Origin of the sequence: Rahnella aceris (assembly GCF_011684115.1) — a bacterium.
GTDB classification, from domain to species: domain Bacteria; phylum Pseudomonadota; class Gammaproteobacteria; order Enterobacterales; family Enterobacteriaceae; genus Rahnella; species Rahnella aceris.
The window spans coordinates 42109-61109 of sequence record NZ_JAADJV010000002.1 but is presented as its reverse complement, the minus strand read 5'-3'; the positions used below and the strand labels follow the sequence as shown (position 1 = coordinate 61109).

Below are 19001 nucleotides of genomic sequence, written 5' to 3'. Positions count from 1 at the left end.
GAACAACGGCTTTGCCGTTGGCCCGCAGGGCGAGCCTGTCAAGGCGAGTCATCGAACGAAGTTCGATGGAGAGTCCGTATCTCTGAAAGCAAAAAACCCGCCATAGGCGGGTTTCTTTAAATAGGGCGCCCGGACCCGGACTAACGCCGCAGGCGTTTGAACAACGGCTTTGCCGTTGGCCCGCAGGGCGAGCCTGTCAAGGCGAGTCATCGAACGAAGTTCGATGGAGAGTCCGTATCTCTGAAAGCAAAAAACCCGCCATAGGCGGGTTTCTTTAAATATGGTGCCCGGACTCGGAATCGAACCAAGGACACAGGGATTTTCAATCCCTTGCTCTACCGACTGAGCTATCCGGGCAACGGGGCGCATTAAACCGTATCGGGCATGTGCCGTCAACGGCTTTTTGTGACAACCGCGGGGTTCGTCAACCGACTGATGCTTTTTACGACAATTTGACGATTTAACTTAGGGTTCAGGCCGCTTACCCCGTTCGTACCCGGCAATAATCCCGAAAAGCGCGGAAATTCCGGGCGTAATCTATGTCGCATTCTGTAAGAAATTCGCGCAATGTTCAGGGTTGAACAGGGGGGTAAAAGATGCCATTATTGCGCCGATTTATTAAACAACTCTGATCCCGTTTTCACGCGACAGCTCAAGAGGGTTGCGGCATGGCTGGTTTATCACATCGCACTGTTCGTCAGTGCACAAACAATCTGATGATGATCTCCGGGTGCTGTAAACACCACGATTTCAGTTTTCCTCCATTTGTAGTCTCTTTCATGCGGTAAGGCTACCGTTTGCTCGCTGTCAGGCATTATTAAAAACAGAGAATAAAACAGAGCAGTTCTCTGATTTTAATGTTGTCTATCAGACGTGGCCTGGCCTGAAACCCGATTTGTCACCACTTTGCCATACCGGCATTGTTCTGTTGCACTCGATATCTCGCTTTAGCCAACGTCATTTGCCGGGCTGGACTCTGCGCTCTATACCTTTAATGACGTATGCGCCAGCTCATTGCCGTGCCACCTGGCACACCCTCTTACTTAACCGTTTGAGAGCCTGAATGAAACACTTAAAACTTGCAGCAAGCGCTTCCGTCGCCCCTTATCTCCAGACAGCACGTCTGGTCGTTGACCTGCGTCGCGCCGATTACGCGGACGTTGCGGCCATCATTATTTCTGTCGGTGACCTGAACCACGGCAGGCTGGCGGATATTGAAACGCTGGGATTTGGTATTCCCGCGTTTGTTGCGGTGCAGGGTACAGAGCAGGTTTCACCTGAGTTTCTGCCGTTGCTGAAAGGCGTAATCACGCTATCGGACGCCAATCAGGCATTTTATGCCGCGCAGATTGAGTCTGCCGCACAGGTTTATGAAGAAGCCTTATTCCCGCCGTTTTTCGATACGCTGAAAAAGTATGTCGAGATGGAGAACGCCACTTTCGCTTGTCCGGGGCATCAGGGCGGCGAGTTTTTCCGTCGTCATCCGGCAGGGCGCCAGTTTTATGATTTCTATGGCCCGAATATTTTTCGCTCCGACATGTGTAATGCGGACGTCAAACTGGGCGATTTACTGATCCACGAAGGTTCAGCGAAAGATGCTCAAAAGTATGCGGCTAAAGTCTTCAGCGCAGATAAAACGTATTTCGTGCTCAACGGCACGTCTGCGGCCAATAAAGTCGTCACCAACGCGCTGCTGACCCGCGACGATCTGGTGCTGTTCGACCGTAATAACCACAAATCAAACCATCACGGTGCGCTGTTGCAGGCGGGCGCTACGCCGGTTTATCTCGAAACAGCACGTAATCCGTTCGGTTTTATCGGCGGCATTGATGCGGCTTGTTTCGATGAAACTTATCTGCGAGCACAAATCAAAGAAGTGGCGCCACATCGCGCGACTGAAAAACGTCCGTTCCGCCTGGCGATTATCCAGCTTGGTACTTATGACGGTACCGTGTACAACGCGCGTCAGGTGGTCGATAAAATCGGTCATCTGTGTGATTACATCCTGTTTGATTCCGCGTGGGTCGGTTACGAGCAATTCATCCCGATGATGAAAGAATGCTCGCCGCTGCTGCTGGAGCTGAACGAAAATGACCCTGGCATTATCGTTACGCAGTCGGTACATAAGCAGCAGGCCGGATTCTCGCAGACCTCGCAGATCCACAAAAAAGACAATCACATCAAAGGCCAGAAGCGTCATTGCAGCCATAAAAAGCTCAACAATGCGTTTATGATGCATGCTTCGACCAGCCCGTTTTATCCGCTGTTTGCCGCGCTTGACGTCAATGCGCGCATTCATGCCGGTGGCAGCGGAAAACACATGTGGATGGAGTGCGTGAAGCTCGGCATCGAAACCCGCAAAATGCTGCTTGATCAGTGCTCGATGATTTTACCGTTTGTTCCCCCAACCGTCGGCGGCAAACGCTGGCAGGATCATGAAACCAATGAAATGGCCAACGATGTGCGTTTCTTTGATTTTGTGCCGGGTGAACGCTGGCACGCCTTCGACGGTTATGCCGAAAAACAGTATTTCGTTGATCCGTGCAAGCTGCTGCTGACCACGCCGGGCATTGATGCTTCCAGCGGTAAATACACGGAGTTCGGCATACCGGCGACCATTCTGGCGAACTATCTGCGCGAGAATGGCATCGTGCCGGAGAAATGTGACCTGAACTCGATTTTGTTCCTGCTTACCCCGGCGGAAACACCGGCCAAAATGCAGTTGCTGGTGGAAGAGTTGGTGCGGTTTGAGCAATACATCGAAGAAGATGCGCCGCTCAGCGAAGTGCTGCCGACGGTGTATCGCAAAAACGAAGACCGCTACCGGAATTACACCATCCGTCAGCTGTGCCAGGAAATGCATAATCTCTACGTCAGCTTTGATGTGAAAGAGTTACAGAAAGAGATGTTCCGTGAGAGGAGTTTCCCGAAGGTAGTGATGAATGCGCAGGATGCGCATAACGAGTTTATCCGCGATAACATCGAGCTGGTGGCAATTGGTGATGCCGAAGGCCGTATCGCTGCGGAAGGCGCGCTGCCATATCCTCCTGGCGTGCTATGTGTCGTGCCGGGCGAACTGTGGGGCGGGGCGGTTCAGCGCTATTTTATGGCGCTGGAAGAAGGTATCAATCTGCTGCCGGGTTTCTCCCCAGAATTGCAGGGTGTGTATATTGAGAAAAAAACGGTCGGCTGGAAGCGCGTGATGGGGTATGTGGTTTCTGCGTAATTTGCTGTAAAAAATAAATTATCCGCTTGCTGGTTTTAAAATAATGGGGAGGCAATAACCTCTCCATTATTTATGATATTGATATGCTTTGTGAATGTTTTATTGTTTCAAGTATTGCCATTAATATAAATAGTCTGTGTTAGTTCGTTTGATTATTTGTTTGCGTTATTAATTGCAGAAAATAATTCGTTTTTTGTATGCTTTGTGTGATATTAGTTGTACGTGTTATTTTCATGTTCTCCCTCTCAACTTTCAAATCAAACTTGTTTCCAGATGTTGCTTTTTACTTTCCGTTCCTATAAATTGCCAAGCTTACTTCAACTGTTAAAATAAAAACTCCATGGAAAAGGATGTTAACGGGATGTACGGATTTTTATTTGTCACCCCTATCATTTGTTTTATTTTTTTACTGGCGGCCAGGGCTGTAAGTATTAAATTAAAACTGGTCGACAAGCCTGATTACAGAAAAAAACACAGCAGTAATATTCCGCTGGTAGGCGGCATTGCTATCTATCTCACGGTGGTAGTAATAAATTTACTTTTTTTTCCTTCCGTTGCGCACAATAATGCTTTTCTGATGAGTAGCTTCCTTCTGGTTTGTATCGGTGTTCTTGACGATCGCTATGCTCTTTCAGTATTTCTTCGCGTGATTGTTCAGGCGGCAGGTGCAATTATCATTATGTCTGACGGCGTATATATTAGCTCTTTCGGCAATTTGTGGAACAATTACGAGCTTAGGTTGGGGATCTTAAGTTTCCCCGTCTCATTGCTGGCTGTCTGGGCATCAGTTAATGCTTTCAATATGATAGACGGAATTGACGGGCTGTTAGGCGGGTTAAGTATTCTGTCATTTACGGGATTGGCAATCTGCTTTGCTGTGGCAGGGAAAATACCTATGGCGCTGTACTGTCAGCTTTTTATTGCGGCAATTGTTCCTTTCATTATCCTGAATGTCAGCTGTTCCAGGTTGAAAGTTTTTATGGGAGATGCGGGGAGTACATTCCTTGGGTTTACGGTTATCTGGGCTATCATGCTGGCCACCGGGGAATATAACGCCGTGATGGCACCTGCAACCGCAATCTGGTTGATCGCTGTCCCACTGATGGATCTGGTTGCGGTGATGTTTGGGCGTCTCATCCGAAGACATTCTCCTTTCAAGCCAGACAGAACGCATCTGCACCACTTGCTCATAAATTATGGTTTCTCCAATAAAAAAACTCTCAGTATTATTCTTCTTGGCTCTTTTTTGATGAATGCATTTGGTATCGGATTAAATATTCTTAAAGTAAATGAACTGCTGTCTTTATTTTTATTCTGCCTGATTTTTGTCATCTATTGTTTTGTTCGTCACTGGCTGGCGATTCATACAAAATATTCAGAAGTCTCCCCGGGAGATGAGAATAATAATGAAACCATAGAAATATCAGTACAATAAACACGACGATAAACGATCTGTTATTGTCGTCGGCATTTATACTAATTTATAGATATGTTTAAATTCTGCTTTTTTTAAGCGGAGACTGGCTAATATTAAATTTTTTGTAAAGGACTTATTGGTGATTTTATTATTCTAATGGATGTCTACAACATCCATGGGCGGTAGCGTGAAAAAATACTCAATGCTATCGCAATATTTATCGATCCCTAAATTGAGTAACAATATTCCCTCCAGACTCCTTGTGAAGATTTTGCTAAAAACAACACCATTAAATCTACTCCCCATGAAAATAAACGGTTAAAACGTTATGAAAGTTAAGATTGTTACTATTCCACTCATCATATTTGTAGTATCGCTTTGTGGATGTTCGTTATCGCCTGGTATCGGTATAAGTACTTCGGGTAAAAATGTCGTGGAAGAAAACGGCCCTTATCAGGATATTAATGCAATGGTCGATATTTATCCCATCACGCCTAAACTGGTGGAGTCACTTGTTCGTCACCCTGCCATTGCGACAGTCAATAGCGACCTTGATTCACGTGTTAACAAGTACCAGTACTATGTTGGCATCGGCGATATATTAACAATTACGGTATGGGATCATCCTGAACTGACGACACCTGCCGGTCAGTATCGAAGTGCCGGCGATGCCGGGAACTGGGTTAACGCCGAAGGTGCCATATTTTACCCTTACATAGGGATGGTCAACGTGGCAGGCAAAACGACCTCTGAAATTCGTCGTGATATTACCGCCAGGCTCACCCAATATATTCAATCGCCGCAGGTCGATGTCAATGTTGCGACGTTCCGCTCGCAGAAAGTCTATGTCACCGGTGAGGTGGAAAAATCCGGTCAGTTAGCTGTCACTAACGTTCCCATGACCATCATGGACGCAATTAATCTGGCGGGGGGATTAAGTGAAAATGCGGACTGGAATAATATCGTGTTGTCGCATAATGGCGAGAAATCTCTCATTTCACTGCAGTCTTTAATGAAGCATGGAGATATGCGGCAGAACCGTTTGCTTGAGCCGGGAGATATCCTTTATGTCCCGAGAAACGACGAGCTGAAAGTGTTCGTGATGGGCGAAGTGAAAAAGCAAACGACACTTCGCATGGATCGTAGCGGCATGACACTGACCGAAGCCCTCTCTAATGCCGAAGGCATGGATCCGTTAACGTCGGATGCCACAGGGGTATTTGTCATCAGAACCCTGAAAGGGGATGCTAAAAAGAAAATAGCGAACATCTACCAGTTGAATGCAAGCGATGCTACGGCACTGGTGCTGGGAACCGAATTCCAGCTTGAGCCTTACGATATTGTTTATGTGACGACAGCTCCGCTGGCTAAATGGAACCGTATTATCGGACAATTATTGCCAACCATTACCGGGGTTCATGATCTGACCGAAACTGCCCGTTATATTCGAAACTGGTAAGAAAAGGTGATATTTAATTCTATCCTGGTGGTGTGCGTGGGGAATATATGTCGCTCACCGATTGCCGAAGCCTTGATGAAACAATGTCTGCCTGAAAAAAATATACAGTCAGCAGGCTTATCTGCGCTTAACGGACAAAGGGCTGATCACATGGCAAAAATGGTGGCAGAACGCCACGGGATATCACTGGAAAATCATAAGGCGAAGCCGTTCACACCAGAAAGGGGTAAGGAGTTTGATCTTATTCTGGTGATGGAGCGGACACATATCAGTGCCATCACTCATTCTTTACCCGAAATCAGAGGGAAAATTATGCTGCTGGGCCACTGGAATCAGCGGAAAGAAATTCCCGATCCTTATGGAAAAGATATGGAAGCATTTGATTATATATTCTCTCTTATAAAAGAGTCAGTATCTGGCTGGAAGGCTGCTTTAAATTATCAGGGTTTAAAATGATTGGAAAAATGACGGGTCAGTCAGGAAATAAATGTATCCCGGACGAGTTTGATTTACGTAAAAATATGGGCGCTATCATTGATAAAAGATACATTATTATTGTGATTACCTTTATTTTTGTCTTTATCGGTTTGTTATATGCCTTTTTATCATCTCCGGTTTATCATGCTGACGCTTTAGTTCAGGTCGATCACTCAGGTGAAATCGACATGATGAGTAATATCTCGCAATTATTGCCGGCGAAATCGCCTGTTTCTGCAACAGAAATGCAACTGGTTACCTCCCGGGCAATCCTTGGAGAAACGGTTGCTAAACTGAATCTGGATACTGAAGTTCGTTTTATCAGTTTCCCCATCATTGGAGAGGCGATACGACGTTACTCACAGCCTGGAGTACCGCGGATCGCGGTGGATATCTTTGAGCCACGCAGAGGTGTTATCGGAGGTTCTTATACGCTTGAAATTCTCAATGATGCTGAGTATCAGATAACGTCACCGTCCGGTACTACCGTATCTGGAACGGCAGGGAAGATGCTGGAAACTCCTGAATTTCGTATTGAAGTGAACGAAATACATGCTCTTAAGGGAGATAAGTTTTCTGTTACCAAAGTTGAAACACTCAAGGTCATTGAGGAGTTACGAGCCAATGTCAACGTCATCGATCAGGGCAAAGATACCGGTATTTTGACTATTAGCTACAATGGCAGGGATCGTAAACAAATTAAGAGCATCCTTCAGACAATCATTGATTGCTATGCTCGTCAAAGTATTCACCGAAAAGCGGAAGAAGCGGAGAAAAGTCTGGGATTTATTAAGAGTCAGCTTCCGCAGGTAAAAAACAATCTCGGAATCGCGGAAACGAAATTAAACGCCTTCAGAAGCCGTAACAATTCCGTAGATTTACCGATGGAAGCAAAATCAACTCTCGATAGCATGGTGCAACTCGATGGTCAGATTAATCAGCTTATCCTTAAAGAAACCGAAATTTCAAAGTTATATACAACACAACATCCGGCTTATTTAGCATTGATTGAAAAAATCCAGGTTCTGAAAGATGAAAAGAAAAATCTGAATGAAAAAGTCAGCACCTTACCTCTGACGCAACAGGAAGTCGTCAGATTGACGCGTGATGTCCAATCGGGTCAGCTCGTTTATATGCAGTTGTTGAATAAGCAGCAAGAACTTAAAATCAGCCAGGCAAGTACTATTGGCTCTGTCAGAATTATCGACAGTGCCGTCACAGGATTAAAACCGGTTAAGCCTGATAAAGTCCTGGTAATATTTATCTTTGCTTGCCTGGGATTGATTTCATCAGTTGGATTTATACTGGCACAGGTCTCATTACAGCAGGGTATCGACTCCGCAGAAATACTTGAAGATATCGGTCTTAATGTCGTTTCAAATGTGCCTCTGTCAGAGTGGAGGAATGATCACTATTCTCATTCTATGAGTGATACTCGGCCTGTTAGTTTGTTAGCACTTGAAAAAGCATCAGATATTGCGATAGAAGCTCTGAGGAATTTAAGAACCAGTTTGTATTTCTCGATGATGGAAGCTCGTTCAAATGTGTTGATGATCTCCGGTGCCACTCCGGAGGTAGGGAAAACATTCATCAGCTCCAACCTTGCAGTGGTGGTGAGTCAGGCTGACAAGCGGGTCTTATATATTGACTGTGATATGCGAAAAGGATATGCGCATCGGATCTTCGATGTTAAGAACGTCGGGTTAACCGATGCGATTACGGGTTCAATCACGTGTCAGGAAGCTGTTCAGAGTACTAAAATCCCCGGACTGGATATTATCACTCGCGGGAAGTGGTCAAAAAACCCTTCAGAGCTTTTGCTGCGTAAGCAGTATCACGATCTTATTCATTGGGCCTCAGACAATTATGATTTCGTCATACTTGATGCGCCACCAGTCCTTGCGGTAAGCGATGCCGTTATTATAGGTAGGTACGCAGGTATTTCTATGCTGGTCGCTAAATTTGAGCAGAGCACAGTGCGTGAAATAGAATCCGCAATCAGAGTATTTAACAGAAATAACATTGATATTAATGGAGTGATACTCAACGCAGTAGTTAATAAACCTTCTGGTTTTTATAACTATGGGAAAAAAGAAATTTATGAATATCATTCGCCTGAAACATGAGAGTTTACCACTGAGTTTTGATATTGCAGGGGTTAACAGAGATTCTTATTTTTGACAATCAAGACTGAATCACGATGCTTATCATGCCAGTTAGTGAAAAATAATGAGAAAGATATTCAGTGATAGTATTATTTATGTCGGAGGGGAACTGATTGTAAAAATCTTCCCCTTCCTTCTTCTCCCTGTTCTCTCACGTGCTTTAGGCCCTGAGCAGTATGGGAAAATATCCTTATTTAATGCCTATGTTGCGGTCTTCTTTGTCTTCATTGGACTAAACGCATCTGCCGCAATAATTAAGTACGAATATACGCAAGAAGATTACAACTCGGCAGACTATTTCTTCTCCTCTGTCATTATATCATCCGTTGCCTTTATCCTTTGCGTTGCTGGGGTATATGCTTTTTATCCGAGTGATATAATTATTCTTGCCGCGATTGCGGGATATTTTCAATGTATTTATACAAACCTCGTATCGATTAATCAGTCCAGGAAAGAAGCGAAGAAATACATGACTGCTCAAGTCCTTAATGCAGCAATGTCATTCGTTATCACATTATTGTTCCTGTACTGTTTTAAGGTAAGCTATGAAATCAGGGTTTACGCGATTATTCTTGGTTTCCTGATTTCAATATTTATTTCTTCATGGTCCAACAGAAACTGGCTGAAGCAGGCTGATTTTTGTTTTGATACCGTTAAAAAAACATCATCACAATTGCTACTTTTTGGTATTCCACTCATTATTCATAATATGAGCTTCCTGGCCCGGTCAGGACTGGACAGGATTATGATCAGTAACTATTTTTCCAGTTCCACGCTGGGAAATTACTCTGCATCATTTCAGTTAAGCGTAATTATTACTGTGGTGCTGATGGCCCTGAATAAAGCATTAACACCTCACCTGTACAGTCAGTTGAAAAATAATAAAATCAGCCGTAAACACTTTACGCTGATCTTCGTTGGGTATTTTTTTCTGAGCACACTGGTAACCATTTTGGCACAGTTAATTCCCGAGGGAATATACAATCTGGTGGCGGGTGAGGAGTATAAGGACGTTAAACGATTTGTAGTCATTATGGTTCCTGCATTTTTATCGCAGGGGTTCTATCTGATTATGGCATCGACTTGTTTTTTTTATGGGAAGAGTAAAGCAATTTCTTATTGTACTTTTACAGGTGGGGTTATTCACTGTGTCATATTATTCTTGGTCTGTAAGTTTATGAATGTGTTTTCTGTACCATGGGTATTGTTTTTCTCAAATAGTTTTGTTGCTTTGCTGATGTATATAACTGTGTTCAGGCCTGTGACAGAAAGCGACCAGTGAGGTAACAGTGAATATTGATTTTAAACGTGGTGTTATTTACCTTTGTTTGATGATGCTCACTTCTGTGTGTATAACACATCTTATTTTTGATGCCCGTGATGCTGCAGGCGGGGTGATTTTTACTTTGACCGCGTTGAGCATTCCCGCGATTACCATTCCTGGGGCCCGGTATAATTATTTGATCATTGCGGCATTATTATTTTCTGCTATCTATACTTTTTATTGTATTAATGTTTTTAATATTTTCCCCGGAATAGATGCCGTACGATATTATAATTTTTTACTGTCAAATAATTCGCTGAGTGAAATTTTATCCGGTGCTGTGGCGAGAATGGCCGCAATGCATGAGAACGGCATGACTGAAGGGCCGGGATCTTTCTTTATTTTCGGGGTGCCAGTTCATATATTTTATAGTTTGATGCCTGCCAAAGATCCATTTTATATTGTTATTTTCAATTTTATGTTTAAATTGATGAGCATCGCGGCAATGAGTCGATTGTTTTCTAATGTGAGTTCAGTTGATTTTCGCTGTGTTCTGATATCCCTGATTATTGTTTCTCCGACGTTTAATTATTTCTCTTCAGTTTTTGGTAAAGATATATTCATTCTCTTTCTGACAATCCTTCTGGCTTTGGCGTTAGTCGATTTTTGTAAGACGCAGGGGAAAGTGATGCGATTATTCAAGGCCGTTGTGATACTGATGCTGGCTGGCTATTGTTTCCTGCTCCGACCTTATTCTCCCGTAACGGCACTTCTGTATGTGGTTTTTACTCTGGAATATTACCGGGCAATGAAGTTCATCACGTTAGGAGCTTTTTTTATTCTCATGCTGGCCGCATTTTTCAAATCTATTCTGCTGATTATTAACTGGCCAATGATTTTTGCTTTTATGTATATGGCCCCTAACCCTGCGCAGTGGATGAATTATGAAGGGTTTACATTACTACCTGCGCTCTGTGTCATTGTGACTATAGTTTTTGTGCTTATCAGAACAATAAAATATACCACACTCATTTTGGACTCCAGACTGATGTCATCGATTATGTGTGTCCTGATTTATTCTGCCGTAATGACGTTGGTTGGGTTCTACGCTATCCGTACCGATTATACTTTTGGAAGCGTGGGGGATGCCGTTTTCAGAAAACAATTGCTAATTATGCCACTGGTTATTTTCTCCATACTCCTTTATTTAAGAACCTATGCCTCAGGGACATCAGATGAAGAAAATTAAAGTTGTACACCTGTTAGGTCAATTGGATATCGGTGGGATTGAAAGCTGGCTTTTTGATTTTGCGATAGAAACCTCAGGAAGTATTCAACACACCTTTATCGTCGATAAGCCCCATAAAGGGTTTTACGAAGATGCTTTATTAGCTATGGATTGCAAAATAATACATATTCCTTCTTATAAAAAACCGCTGAAATACCTGGCTGCCTTATTCTCCGTTTTCAGGAAGAACAAATATGACGTCTGTCATAGTCATGTCAGCTTCAATAATGGTCTCGTGGCGTACATTGCTAAAAGGTGTGGAATAGGACGGATTATTTCCCATGCTCATTCAGATCGAACGCTGCACTACCAAAATGCTGGTCCGATAAAACGCGTTGAAATCAGTTTCAAAATTTTCCTGGCTAAGCGTTATTCAACCTGTTGCGTCGCGGTAAGTGAAGATTCAGCGCGTTGCCACTATAAAACAGGGGCGCCTGTGGTCAATATTATTCCCTGTGGTAAAGATTTCCATCGTCTTGTGTCTACTGCTCCCACCAGCCTTAAACATGATCTGGGCATTGCTGAAAGCACGTTCGTATTGGGAACCGTCGGGCGAATGGAATCCGTCAAAAATCACAAATTCCTGCTTGAAATACTGTCGCAATACCGGGATCAAGATGTGTGTTTACTGATTGTCGGTGAAGGAAGTTTGCGAAAAGACTTACACAAAAGAGCCGTTGAGCGGGGTCTTGCTGACAAAGTTATCCTGACCGGCGCAAGAAACGATGCATTGTTAATTTTACGCGATGTTATGGATGTGTTCCTGTTCCCGTCGCTGCACGAAGGTCTCGGGCTTGCGGCTATTGAAGCTCAGGCTGCCGGATTGCCGGTCATCGCGTCCTTGCACGTTCCGCGGCTTATTGATGTGACTGAGCGTATTTCCCATCAGTCACTCAGCGATCTCTGCGCATGGACGTCAGAGATTGATGTATTGATGACTCAGTCAGCAACGAGAAAAATTAATACTGATGTTATAACAGGCCGTTTTTCAATCGGGCAGAATGCGACAGAAATATTGAGGTTATATGCCTGAAAATATTAAAACTGGCCGTGCGTCTTTTCGTCGCTGGCGGGGAGTTATTCTCGTTTTATGTGCCATAACGTCTCTTTTACCGCAAATTTTCCGCGCTTATCTTCTGGATGTCTTCTCCGGTTTTCCCGGAGGAATCGGGGTAGGGATCCGTTATATTCTTATTCGTACGCTGGTAAAAACGTGCGGAGAGAATGTCTATATCGGACGATGGTGCGTATTCAAAAATCCGCAAAACCTCTCACTGGGTAGTAATATCAGTTTTCATGAACGCGCTTATGTTGATGCTGCCGGAAATATTTCTGTGGGCAGTGATGTATCGTTTGCACATTCTGTTTCGATCATCTCCTTTGAACATCGTTACGAATTGTGCGGACAGCCCTTTAAATATCAGTCGCTCGACCTGAGAAATGTTTGTATTGCTTCAAATGTATGGGTGGGATGCGGAGTAAGGATCCTGGCAGGTTCGGTCATTGATTCTGACGTCGTGGTAGCGGCGAATTCTGTTACCAAAAAACACCTGACTGCGGGGGTGTATGCTGGATCTCCTGCAATGAAAGTTAAGGAATTACCATGAAAATGGTTTTTGCGCATGACCACTATTTTATTCATCACGATGAGAAAGTATATTCTCCTGGTAAACTTCCTTATTCTGCTTTTGCCCGGTATTTGCATCATTTTGATGAAATAATAGTTTTATCCCGTTATAAAAGTGATTCCTCATTTTCGCCGCACTGGACTCTGGCCAGCGGCAACGGAATGGTTTTCAAAAAAATAGAAAATCATTCCTCTTTGAAGTCTGTGTTATTACCCTCCCGTAAAAATGTCATCGCAATTAAAGAGGCTCTCAGGGGCTGTGATGGCGTTGTGATCAGGTTACCCAGCGAAACAGGTCTTATTACCGCAAAGCTTGCGCGGCAGATGAATATTCCTTATGTCGTTGAGGTGGTCGCATGCCCCTGGGATGCGATGGTCGGATACGGCTCATTGAAAGGATTACTCTATGCCCCGGTATTAACCTGGCGAGTGAAGCAGGCGATTAAAAAAGCCTGGGGTGCTATTTATGTGACAGGCAGTTTTTTGCAAAAACGCTATCCCAACAGACATCATGTAGTGTCTGCTTCTAACGTAGAATTATTGCCGACTTCGGCTTATGTTCTTAATCAAAGGCTGCATAAAATCACTGCGTCTTCCAGCGGGCCTTTCAAAATAGGTATGATTGCTTCTCTTGACAGTCCACACAAAGGTTTTAATACCCTTTATCAAGCAATTTATCGGCTAAAAAAAAGAGGTTTTTCGATCGTTCTTGAAATCACGGGTGCGGGAAGTAAATTCAAGAATATTAAAATGATTGATGAATTATCCCTGCGTGACAATATTATTTTCTCCGGACCAAGGACGCCGGGGAAAGACATTTTTTCATTTCTTGATACTGTCGATCTCTATGTGCAGCCGAGTAATCAGGAAGGGTTGCCACGGGCTGTGATAGAGGCCATGTCGCGAGCCTGCCCCGTGATCACCAGTTCTGCCGGAGGAATGCCTGAGTTATGTCAAAGCGAATATTTGCATAAGCCCGATGATGCCAATGGGTTGGCAAAAAACATTGAGAAATTACTGAATAACCGTCATGAAATGTTAATGATGGCGCACTACTCGTTTAATAAGGCGCGTTTTTATCAACCTGAGTTATTAGAAAGAATTCGCTTTGATTTCTTCAGCCACTATAAAGATTATTTGCTTTCCCGCAGGAGCGCTTAGGGTGCAACATCCTCTTTGTTTTTGTTGCGTCGTACTGATAGTGCTGATGAGCGGCTCTTTATGTCGGGCTGAGACAGTCATCGTTGACTGCCTGATTACGCCTGACATTTATCACTTTTTTAAAGAGAGGGAAATAAAAAATACGCAGATTAAAATAATTCACCCTGGCTGTTTCCTCAGTCATCCTCTCTTCATTGACAGCAATACCTCGCTTTCCGGTGAAAAAGGTGCGCAAATTCAACAGACTTTTACCTTACCGGATACTGTTGGCGTGATAAATATTTCTTCGGGCGATAGCACAAGGGCTGTCAGTAATGTGCAAATTTCGGGGATTTCTTTTATTGGCGGCGCAGAAAAAAACGGCTTTGCAGAACATAATCCTCTGATCAGTATATTCAATGCGCACGATGTTACGCTTTCAAATTTAAACCTCACAGGGTTTCGTGGCGATGGAGTTTATGTCGGGCAGGGGAATGTTGTTTCAAACCACCATATTGTGATAAGAAACGTCATCTTTGACGGCGTTAACTTCAGTAACCGTAATGGCATTAGTATTATTGACGGGCATGATATCCTTATTGATGGAAATCGCTTTACCCGTATTTCACGTAAAGGAATGCCAGGCAGCATTGATCTGGAACCTAACACTTCGCTTCAGCGCATTTATAACATTATGATCAGTCGTAATCATTTCACTGATGTGCATGGAATGGCTGCTATTGTGATAAGCCTGAGGCATGCGGGAGGGACTGTTCCTGATAACGTCACGATCAAAGGTAATATCTTCGACAAGGTTGTCAGAGGTATTCTCATCAAATCGGCAATTCCTAAAATTCATGTTAATAATAATTTTCACATTTTTGATAATCGGAGTTCATCTGCAAGTAAAGGAGATTACAGCATTTGTAATGTCAATGCTGCGACAGGTAACAATCTTCCTGCAATAGAAAAGTATTCTGATTCATGCTGGAAATCTTTAAGGATAAATCAGGATGTATTGCAATAAGAGTTGAAAGTTATTTTCTGCCACAAAAAGGAACTATAATTTTGAACGGAATCGATAAGAAAAACACCATCGCAATCACCGCCAACACCAGTTGGTATCTTTATAATTTTCGTAAAAATACTATTCTTGCGCTGTTAGAGAGTGGCTATCAGGTTATAGCCATCTCACCTGTGGATGAATATACTCACCGGCTTGCTGAACTGGGATGTAAAACCGTTTCAGTGAAAATAGACTCTGGTGGGACTAGCATTATTAAAGATTCTATTACTCTGCTTTCGTCCTGGTATGTGTTACGTAAAGAAAAAGTGGATGTCATTCTGAATTTTACACCTAAAAATAATATCTACTTTACGCTCGCAGCAAAGGTATTGAATATTCCAGCCATTAATAATATCGCCGGACTGGGCAGTGTTTTCATGAGCAAAGGGATGGTAAGGGTAATCTGTCAGCACCTGTATCGGTTCAGCCAGCGCTACGCGGCCAAAATATTTTTCCAAAATGAGGATGACCGCGAATTATTCCTGACTGAAATGCTACCTGATTACTTACATACCGAACGGTTACCGGGTTCTGGGGTTGATCTGGTTCGTTTTAATGTGACACCGGCACCCGACGATGATGTCGTGCGTTTCACCCTGATTGCACGCATGCTTTATTCCAAAGGGGTTGAGCATTATGTTGAAGCCGCACGTAAACTCAAGAAACGTCATGGTCAACGCTGCGAATTTCGCTTGTTGGGATTTCTGGATGTTAGCAATCCGGCAGCGGTGAAGACTGAGCGTATGGCCGCCTGGATTGAGGAAGGTAATATTCTATATCTGGGGACATCCGATAATGTTGAGCAGGAAATCGCGCAGGTTGATTGTATTGTGCTGCCTTCTTTTTATCGTGAAGGCGTGCCGAAATCATTACTTGAAGCCGGAGCGATGGGAAAGCCGCTGATTACCACCCGTAATATTGGCTGTCAGGATACGGTAGATGACGGGATAAATGGCTTTCTGTGTGAGCCGCAAGATACGGACTGCTTAACGCGGGCGATGGAGCGGCTCATTAATATGACTCATGTGCAACGCCTGGAAATGGGTAATGAGAGCAGGAAAAAGATGGTCAGGGAGTTCGATGAAAAGATCGTTATTTCCCGTTATCTGAAGGCGATCGAACAAGTCTTGCCCTGAAACGGCGGCTATTCTGCCTCCGTTTCAGGGCCATTTGCTGACAAAATGCTAATCCACGCGGCGATAGCTGCGCTGAGTATTGTTCACTTTATACAGATAGCGGCGCGATTCCCCGGACGGATGTTTGGTCGTCAGGGTGGTGTAGACATCGCCCGGTGACATATTGTTGATGATGTTAAACGCCTGAGTTTTATTACTTGAGAACACGCGCAACACGCTGCCCGCCCCACCATTATAAGCAGTAATCACCGCATAACGACGCGATGTCGGGTTGCTGATATTCCCCAGATACACGTTTTGCAACATCGCCAGATACGCGGTGCCGGTATTAATATTGTTCTGCGGATCAAACAGATAGCTGCGACTCGGTTTGCCCCATTTCCCTTCAGATTTGAATACATCTACGCCTGCGGTGTGCTGCACAACCTGCATCAGACCCAGCGCATCAGCATTACTGACCGCATACGGGTTAAAGGCCGATTCTGTTTGCATGATCGCCAGTATCAGCGACTGATCGACACCATATTTCGCGGACGCTTCCCGGATCATCGGCAGGTATTTATGCGCACGCTGATTCAGGTGGTTTGGCACCATCTGAATCGTCACGGAATAAATCACGTGCAGACCGGACTGACGACGCATCAGCTTGTTCTGGATCAGATAGTCGGCAAAGCTGGCTGCGCGGCCTTCCCAGCGGATTGGCTGACCGGTGTTGTCGAGAACCTGACCGTACAACATCGGTTCACGGCTGATCTGGATATCGTTGACGTCTGAATAGAGATCAACGTTACCCGGGTCATCGCCCACCAGCAAGGTGCTGATAATTGCCTTACGCAGGCTGGCGGCCGGATCGGTGCCTGAAATGGTTTCGAGGGTGATGGTACCCGCATCAAAGTTGATGTGGCTGCGGGTGTAATACTGATCGCTATATTTCACGTAGTCTTTCGGACCCGCGATCAGCACTTCATTTATGCCCCAGATGTTTTCGATGTTATGGGCGAACTGCCCCATCAAAATATCGAATCCGTTGGTATCTTTCACATAAGCTTCGTTGAACTGGTTTTTCTTACTGCCGGAGCAGGAGATCAACATTGGCGCGATAATCAGCAAAGCTAAAATTTTCTTCATCTTACAAGCCGTTTCTGCTGAAAGAAGCAGGCGCCCGGAGCGCCTGCCTTAATGTTTCAACCATTGTTACAAATGATTATTTTGATGGCGGGGTGTAGCCTTCGATATGAACGTCCTGACCTTCAAACAGAAAATTCACCATTTCCTGTTCCAGCAATTTACGGTCATCCGGGTTCATCATGCTGAGTTTCTTTTCGTTGATCAGCATGGTCTGTTTGGCCATCCACTGTGACCAGGCTTCTTTAGAAATTTCATTGAAAATACGTTTGCCAATCTCGCCAGGGTACAGCTGGAAGTCTTGCCCTTCGGCATCGCGCTTGAGAAAGGTGCAAAAAATCGTTCTGCTCATGCTAATTCCTTATCGATCGTTCTTTTGGGGCGGTTATTTGCCAGTGGTCTGTTTTGCTAATTGCATCAGCAGACGTTCAACCGGCGCAGCCAGCCCGACGGATTGTGGTTGCGCTAAGTTATACCAGAGACCCGCACCTTCATCCATGCAACCTGCCGGAGAACGCAGATTTAACCACATCGGGACGATATCCAGATGGAAATGGCTGAAAGTGTGACGAAAAGCGGTCTGCTGCTGCAACGCATTTTGCGTAACACCGTATTTTTGCAGCCCCAGCGTGAGTTCGTCTTCGGTCGAATATTGCGGGAAGCAGAACAATCCGCCCCACAGGCCGACGGACGGACGCTGCTCCAGCCAGACTTTATCCTCCTGCTGGATCATCAGCATAAAGGCCGTTTTTTCCGGTAACGTCGTCTTGGGTTTTTTCCCCGGATATTTTGCCCAGCTGTGATGTGCATAGGCTTCACAGCCTGACTTCACCGGACATAGCTCGCATTTCGGCTTACTGCGGGTACACACCATCGCACCCAGATCCATCATTGCCTGATTAAACTGCGCGACCCCTTCGGCAGGTGTGACGTCTTCACTGATCGCCCACAGTTTATTTTCGGTTTTCTTCTCGCCCGGCCAGCCGTCAACGGCGTAGCAGCGGGCCAGCACGCGTTTCACATTGCCGTCCAAAATGGGGTAATGCTGATTCAGTGCCAGCGACAAAACGGCACCCGCTGTGGAACGGCCAATGCCGGGCAGCGCAAGAATTTCATCAAAGGTTGTTGGAAATACGCCGCTGTGCTGGCTGACGATAGTTTGTGCCGCTTTATGCAGGTTTCGTGCGCGGGCGTAGTAACCCAGCCCGGTCCACAGATGCAGTACTTCATCGAGTGGCGCGGCGGCGAGATCAGACACCGTCGGGAAACGTTCCATAAAGCGTTCAAAATACGGGATGACAGTCGCTACCTGCGTTTGCTGCAACATCACTTCAGAAAGCCAGACTTTATAGGGGGTTTTTGCGATTTGCCAGGGCAGCGTTTTGCGGCCATAGCGCTGATACCAGTCGAGCACCAGCGGCGAAAAACTTTTTGCTTCCATAAAACCAGGGGTTTCCATCATGGGTGAATTACAGTCCGGCAGGGTTAAAAGACGGGGCTGATCACATCACAGTTCCCGTCTGGCTGTAAACCGGAACTTTCCGCACTGTATTGACGGATTTCCTGCCGTCAAACCTTGCTAATCGGGAGTAAGTTTGGATAATGCGCCTT

The 19001-nt window shown here is 44.9% G+C and carries 15 protein-coding genes and 1 tRNA gene; 12 read left to right on the top strand and 4 right to left on the bottom strand.

Going from position 1 to position 19001, the window contains the following annotated elements; translation table 11 throughout:
- Positions 1 to 281 precede the first annotated feature (281 nt).
- A tRNA-Phe gene (locus tag GW591_RS12755) sits at positions 282 to 357 on the bottom strand.
- A gap of 706 nt (positions 358 to 1063) precedes the next feature.
- Between GW591_RS12755 and speF the strand changes: the two genes are divergently transcribed.
- From speF to GW591_RS12695, 12 genes are all read left to right on the top strand, one after another.
- Positions 1064 to 3226, top strand: a complete 2163-nt coding sequence (gene speF, locus GW591_RS12750) for an ornithine decarboxylase SpeF (protein ID WP_037033294.1) — start codon at positions 1064 to 1066, stop codon at positions 3224 to 3226.
- Positions 3227 to 3566: 340 nt separating this feature from the next.
- Positions 3567 to 4661, top strand: coding sequence for a UDP-N-acetylglucosamine--undecaprenyl-phosphate N-acetylglucosaminephosphotransferase (gene wecA, locus GW591_RS12745; protein ID WP_223509105.1), 1095 nt, complete (start codon positions 3567 to 3569; stop codon positions 4659 to 4661).
- A gap of 310 nt (positions 4662 to 4971) precedes the next feature.
- On the top strand, positions 4972 to 6102 hold the full coding sequence (locus GW591_RS12740) for a polysaccharide export protein (RefSeq protein WP_041673164.1): 1131 nt from the start codon (positions 4972 to 4974) through the stop codon (positions 6100 to 6102).
- Positions 6103 to 6108: 6 nt separating this feature from the next.
- On the top strand, positions 6109 to 6558 hold the full coding sequence (locus GW591_RS12735) for a low molecular weight protein-tyrosine-phosphatase (RefSeq protein WP_081481103.1): 450 nt from the start codon (positions 6109 to 6111) through the stop codon (positions 6556 to 6558).
- A complete protein-coding gene (locus GW591_RS12730; protein ID WP_015690352.1) occupies positions 6555 to 8705 on the top strand; it encodes a polysaccharide biosynthesis tyrosine autokinase in 2151 nt (716 codons plus the stop codon). Before GW591_RS12735 ends, GW591_RS12730 begins: the two co-directional genes overlap by 4 nt.
- 103 nt (positions 8706 to 8808) lie before the next feature.
- Positions 8809 to 10026: an oligosaccharide flippase family protein gene (locus tag GW591_RS12725; RefSeq protein ID WP_013576849.1), complete on the top strand. Its 1218-nt coding sequence runs from the start codon at positions 8809 to 8811 to the stop codon at positions 10024 to 10026.
- 7 nt (positions 10027 to 10033) lie between these two features.
- Positions 10034 to 11257 carry a hypothetical protein gene (locus GW591_RS12720; RefSeq protein WP_013576848.1) on the top strand — a complete coding sequence of 408 codons (1224 nt, stop codon included), beginning with the start codon at positions 10034 to 10036 and terminating at the stop codon, positions 11255 to 11257.
- Positions 11244 to 12329 (top strand): glycosyltransferase, encoded by a 1086-nt coding sequence (locus GW591_RS12715; RefSeq protein ID WP_013576847.1) that lies wholly within the window; start codon positions 11244 to 11246, stop codon positions 12327 to 12329. The genes GW591_RS12720 and GW591_RS12715 overlap by 14 nt, the downstream gene beginning before the upstream one ends.
- Entirely contained in the window at positions 12322 to 12903 is a 582-nt protein-coding gene (locus tag GW591_RS12710) for an acyltransferase (protein WP_013576846.1), read from the top strand. Before GW591_RS12715 ends, GW591_RS12710 begins: the two co-directional genes overlap by 8 nt.
- A complete protein-coding gene (locus GW591_RS12705; protein ID WP_013576845.1) occupies positions 12900 to 14084 on the top strand; it encodes a glycosyltransferase in 1185 nt (394 codons plus the stop codon). Before GW591_RS12710 ends, GW591_RS12705 begins: the two co-directional genes overlap by 4 nt.
- A 1-nt stretch (position 14085) precedes the next feature.
- Complete coding sequence (locus tag GW591_RS12700) at positions 14086 to 15090, top strand: right-handed parallel beta-helix repeat-containing protein (protein WP_013576844.1); 1005 nt, start codon at positions 14086 to 14088, stop codon at positions 15088 to 15090.
- Between the two features lie 41 nt (positions 15091 to 15131).
- Positions 15132 to 16265, top strand: a complete 1134-nt coding sequence (locus GW591_RS12695) for a glycosyltransferase family 4 protein (RefSeq protein WP_013576843.1) — start codon at positions 15132 to 15134, stop codon at positions 16263 to 16265.
- Between the two features lie 48 nt (positions 16266 to 16313).
- Here GW591_RS12695 and mltC read toward each other — a convergent pair whose 3' ends face one another.
- The 3 genes from mltC to mutY all read right to left on the bottom strand — a co-directional run bounded on the left by mltC (position 16314) and on the right by mutY (position 18831).
- Positions 16314 to 17393: a membrane-bound lytic murein transglycosylase MltC gene (gene mltC, locus GW591_RS12690; RefSeq protein ID WP_013576842.1), complete on the bottom strand. Its 1080-nt coding sequence runs from the start codon at positions 17391 to 17393 to the stop codon at positions 16314 to 16316.
- Between the two features lie 76 nt (positions 17394 to 17469).
- Positions 17470 to 17742 (bottom strand): oxidative damage protection protein, encoded by a 273-nt coding sequence (locus GW591_RS12685; protein WP_013576841.1) that lies wholly within the window; start codon positions 17740 to 17742, stop codon positions 17470 to 17472.
- Between the two features lie 33 nt (positions 17743 to 17775).
- Positions 17776 to 18831, bottom strand: a complete 1056-nt coding sequence (mutY, locus tag GW591_RS12680) for an A/G-specific adenine glycosylase (RefSeq protein WP_205569711.1) — start codon at positions 18829 to 18831, stop codon at positions 17776 to 17778.
- Positions 18832 to 19001: the final 170 nt, after the last annotated feature.

Excerpts from the sequence above, each read along its gene's own strand:
- speF (WP_037033294.1), top strand. The coding sequence starts at position 1,064 with ATGAAACACTTAAAACTTGCAGCAAGCGCTTCCGTCGCCCCTTATCTC.
- wecA (WP_223509105.1), top strand. The coding sequence starts at position 3,567 with ATGGAAAAGGATGTTAACGGGATGTACGGATTTTTATTTGTCACCCCT.
- GW591_RS12740 (WP_041673164.1), top strand. The coding sequence starts at position 4,972 with ATGAAAGTTAAGATTGTTACTATTCCACTCATCATATTTGTAGTATCG.
- GW591_RS12730 (WP_015690352.1), top strand. The coding sequence starts at position 6,555 with ATGATTGGAAAAATGACGGGTCAGTCAGGAAATAAATGTATCCCGGAC.
- GW591_RS12725 (WP_013576849.1), top strand. The coding sequence starts at position 8,809 with ATGAGAAAGATATTCAGTGATAGTATTATTTATGTCGGAGGGGAACTG.
- GW591_RS12715 (WP_013576847.1), top strand. The coding sequence starts at position 11,244 with ATGAAGAAAATTAAAGTTGTACACCTGTTAGGTCAATTGGATATCGGT.
- GW591_RS12710 (WP_013576846.1), top strand. The coding sequence starts at position 12,322 with ATGCCTGAAAATATTAAAACTGGCCGTGCGTCTTTTCGTCGCTGGCGG.
- GW591_RS12705 (WP_013576845.1), top strand. The coding sequence starts at position 12,900 with ATGAAAATGGTTTTTGCGCATGACCACTATTTTATTCATCACGATGAG.
- mltC (WP_013576842.1), bottom strand. The coding sequence starts at position 17,393 with ATGAAGAAAATTTTAGCTTTGCTGATTATCGCGCCAATGTTGATCTCC.
- GW591_RS12685 (WP_013576841.1), bottom strand. The coding sequence starts at position 17,742 with ATGAGCAGAACGATTTTTTGCACCTTTCTCAAGCGCGATGCCGAAGGG.
- mutY (WP_205569711.1), bottom strand. The coding sequence starts at position 18,831 with ATGGAAGCAAAAAGTTTTTCGCCGCTGGTGCTCGACTGGTATCAGCGC.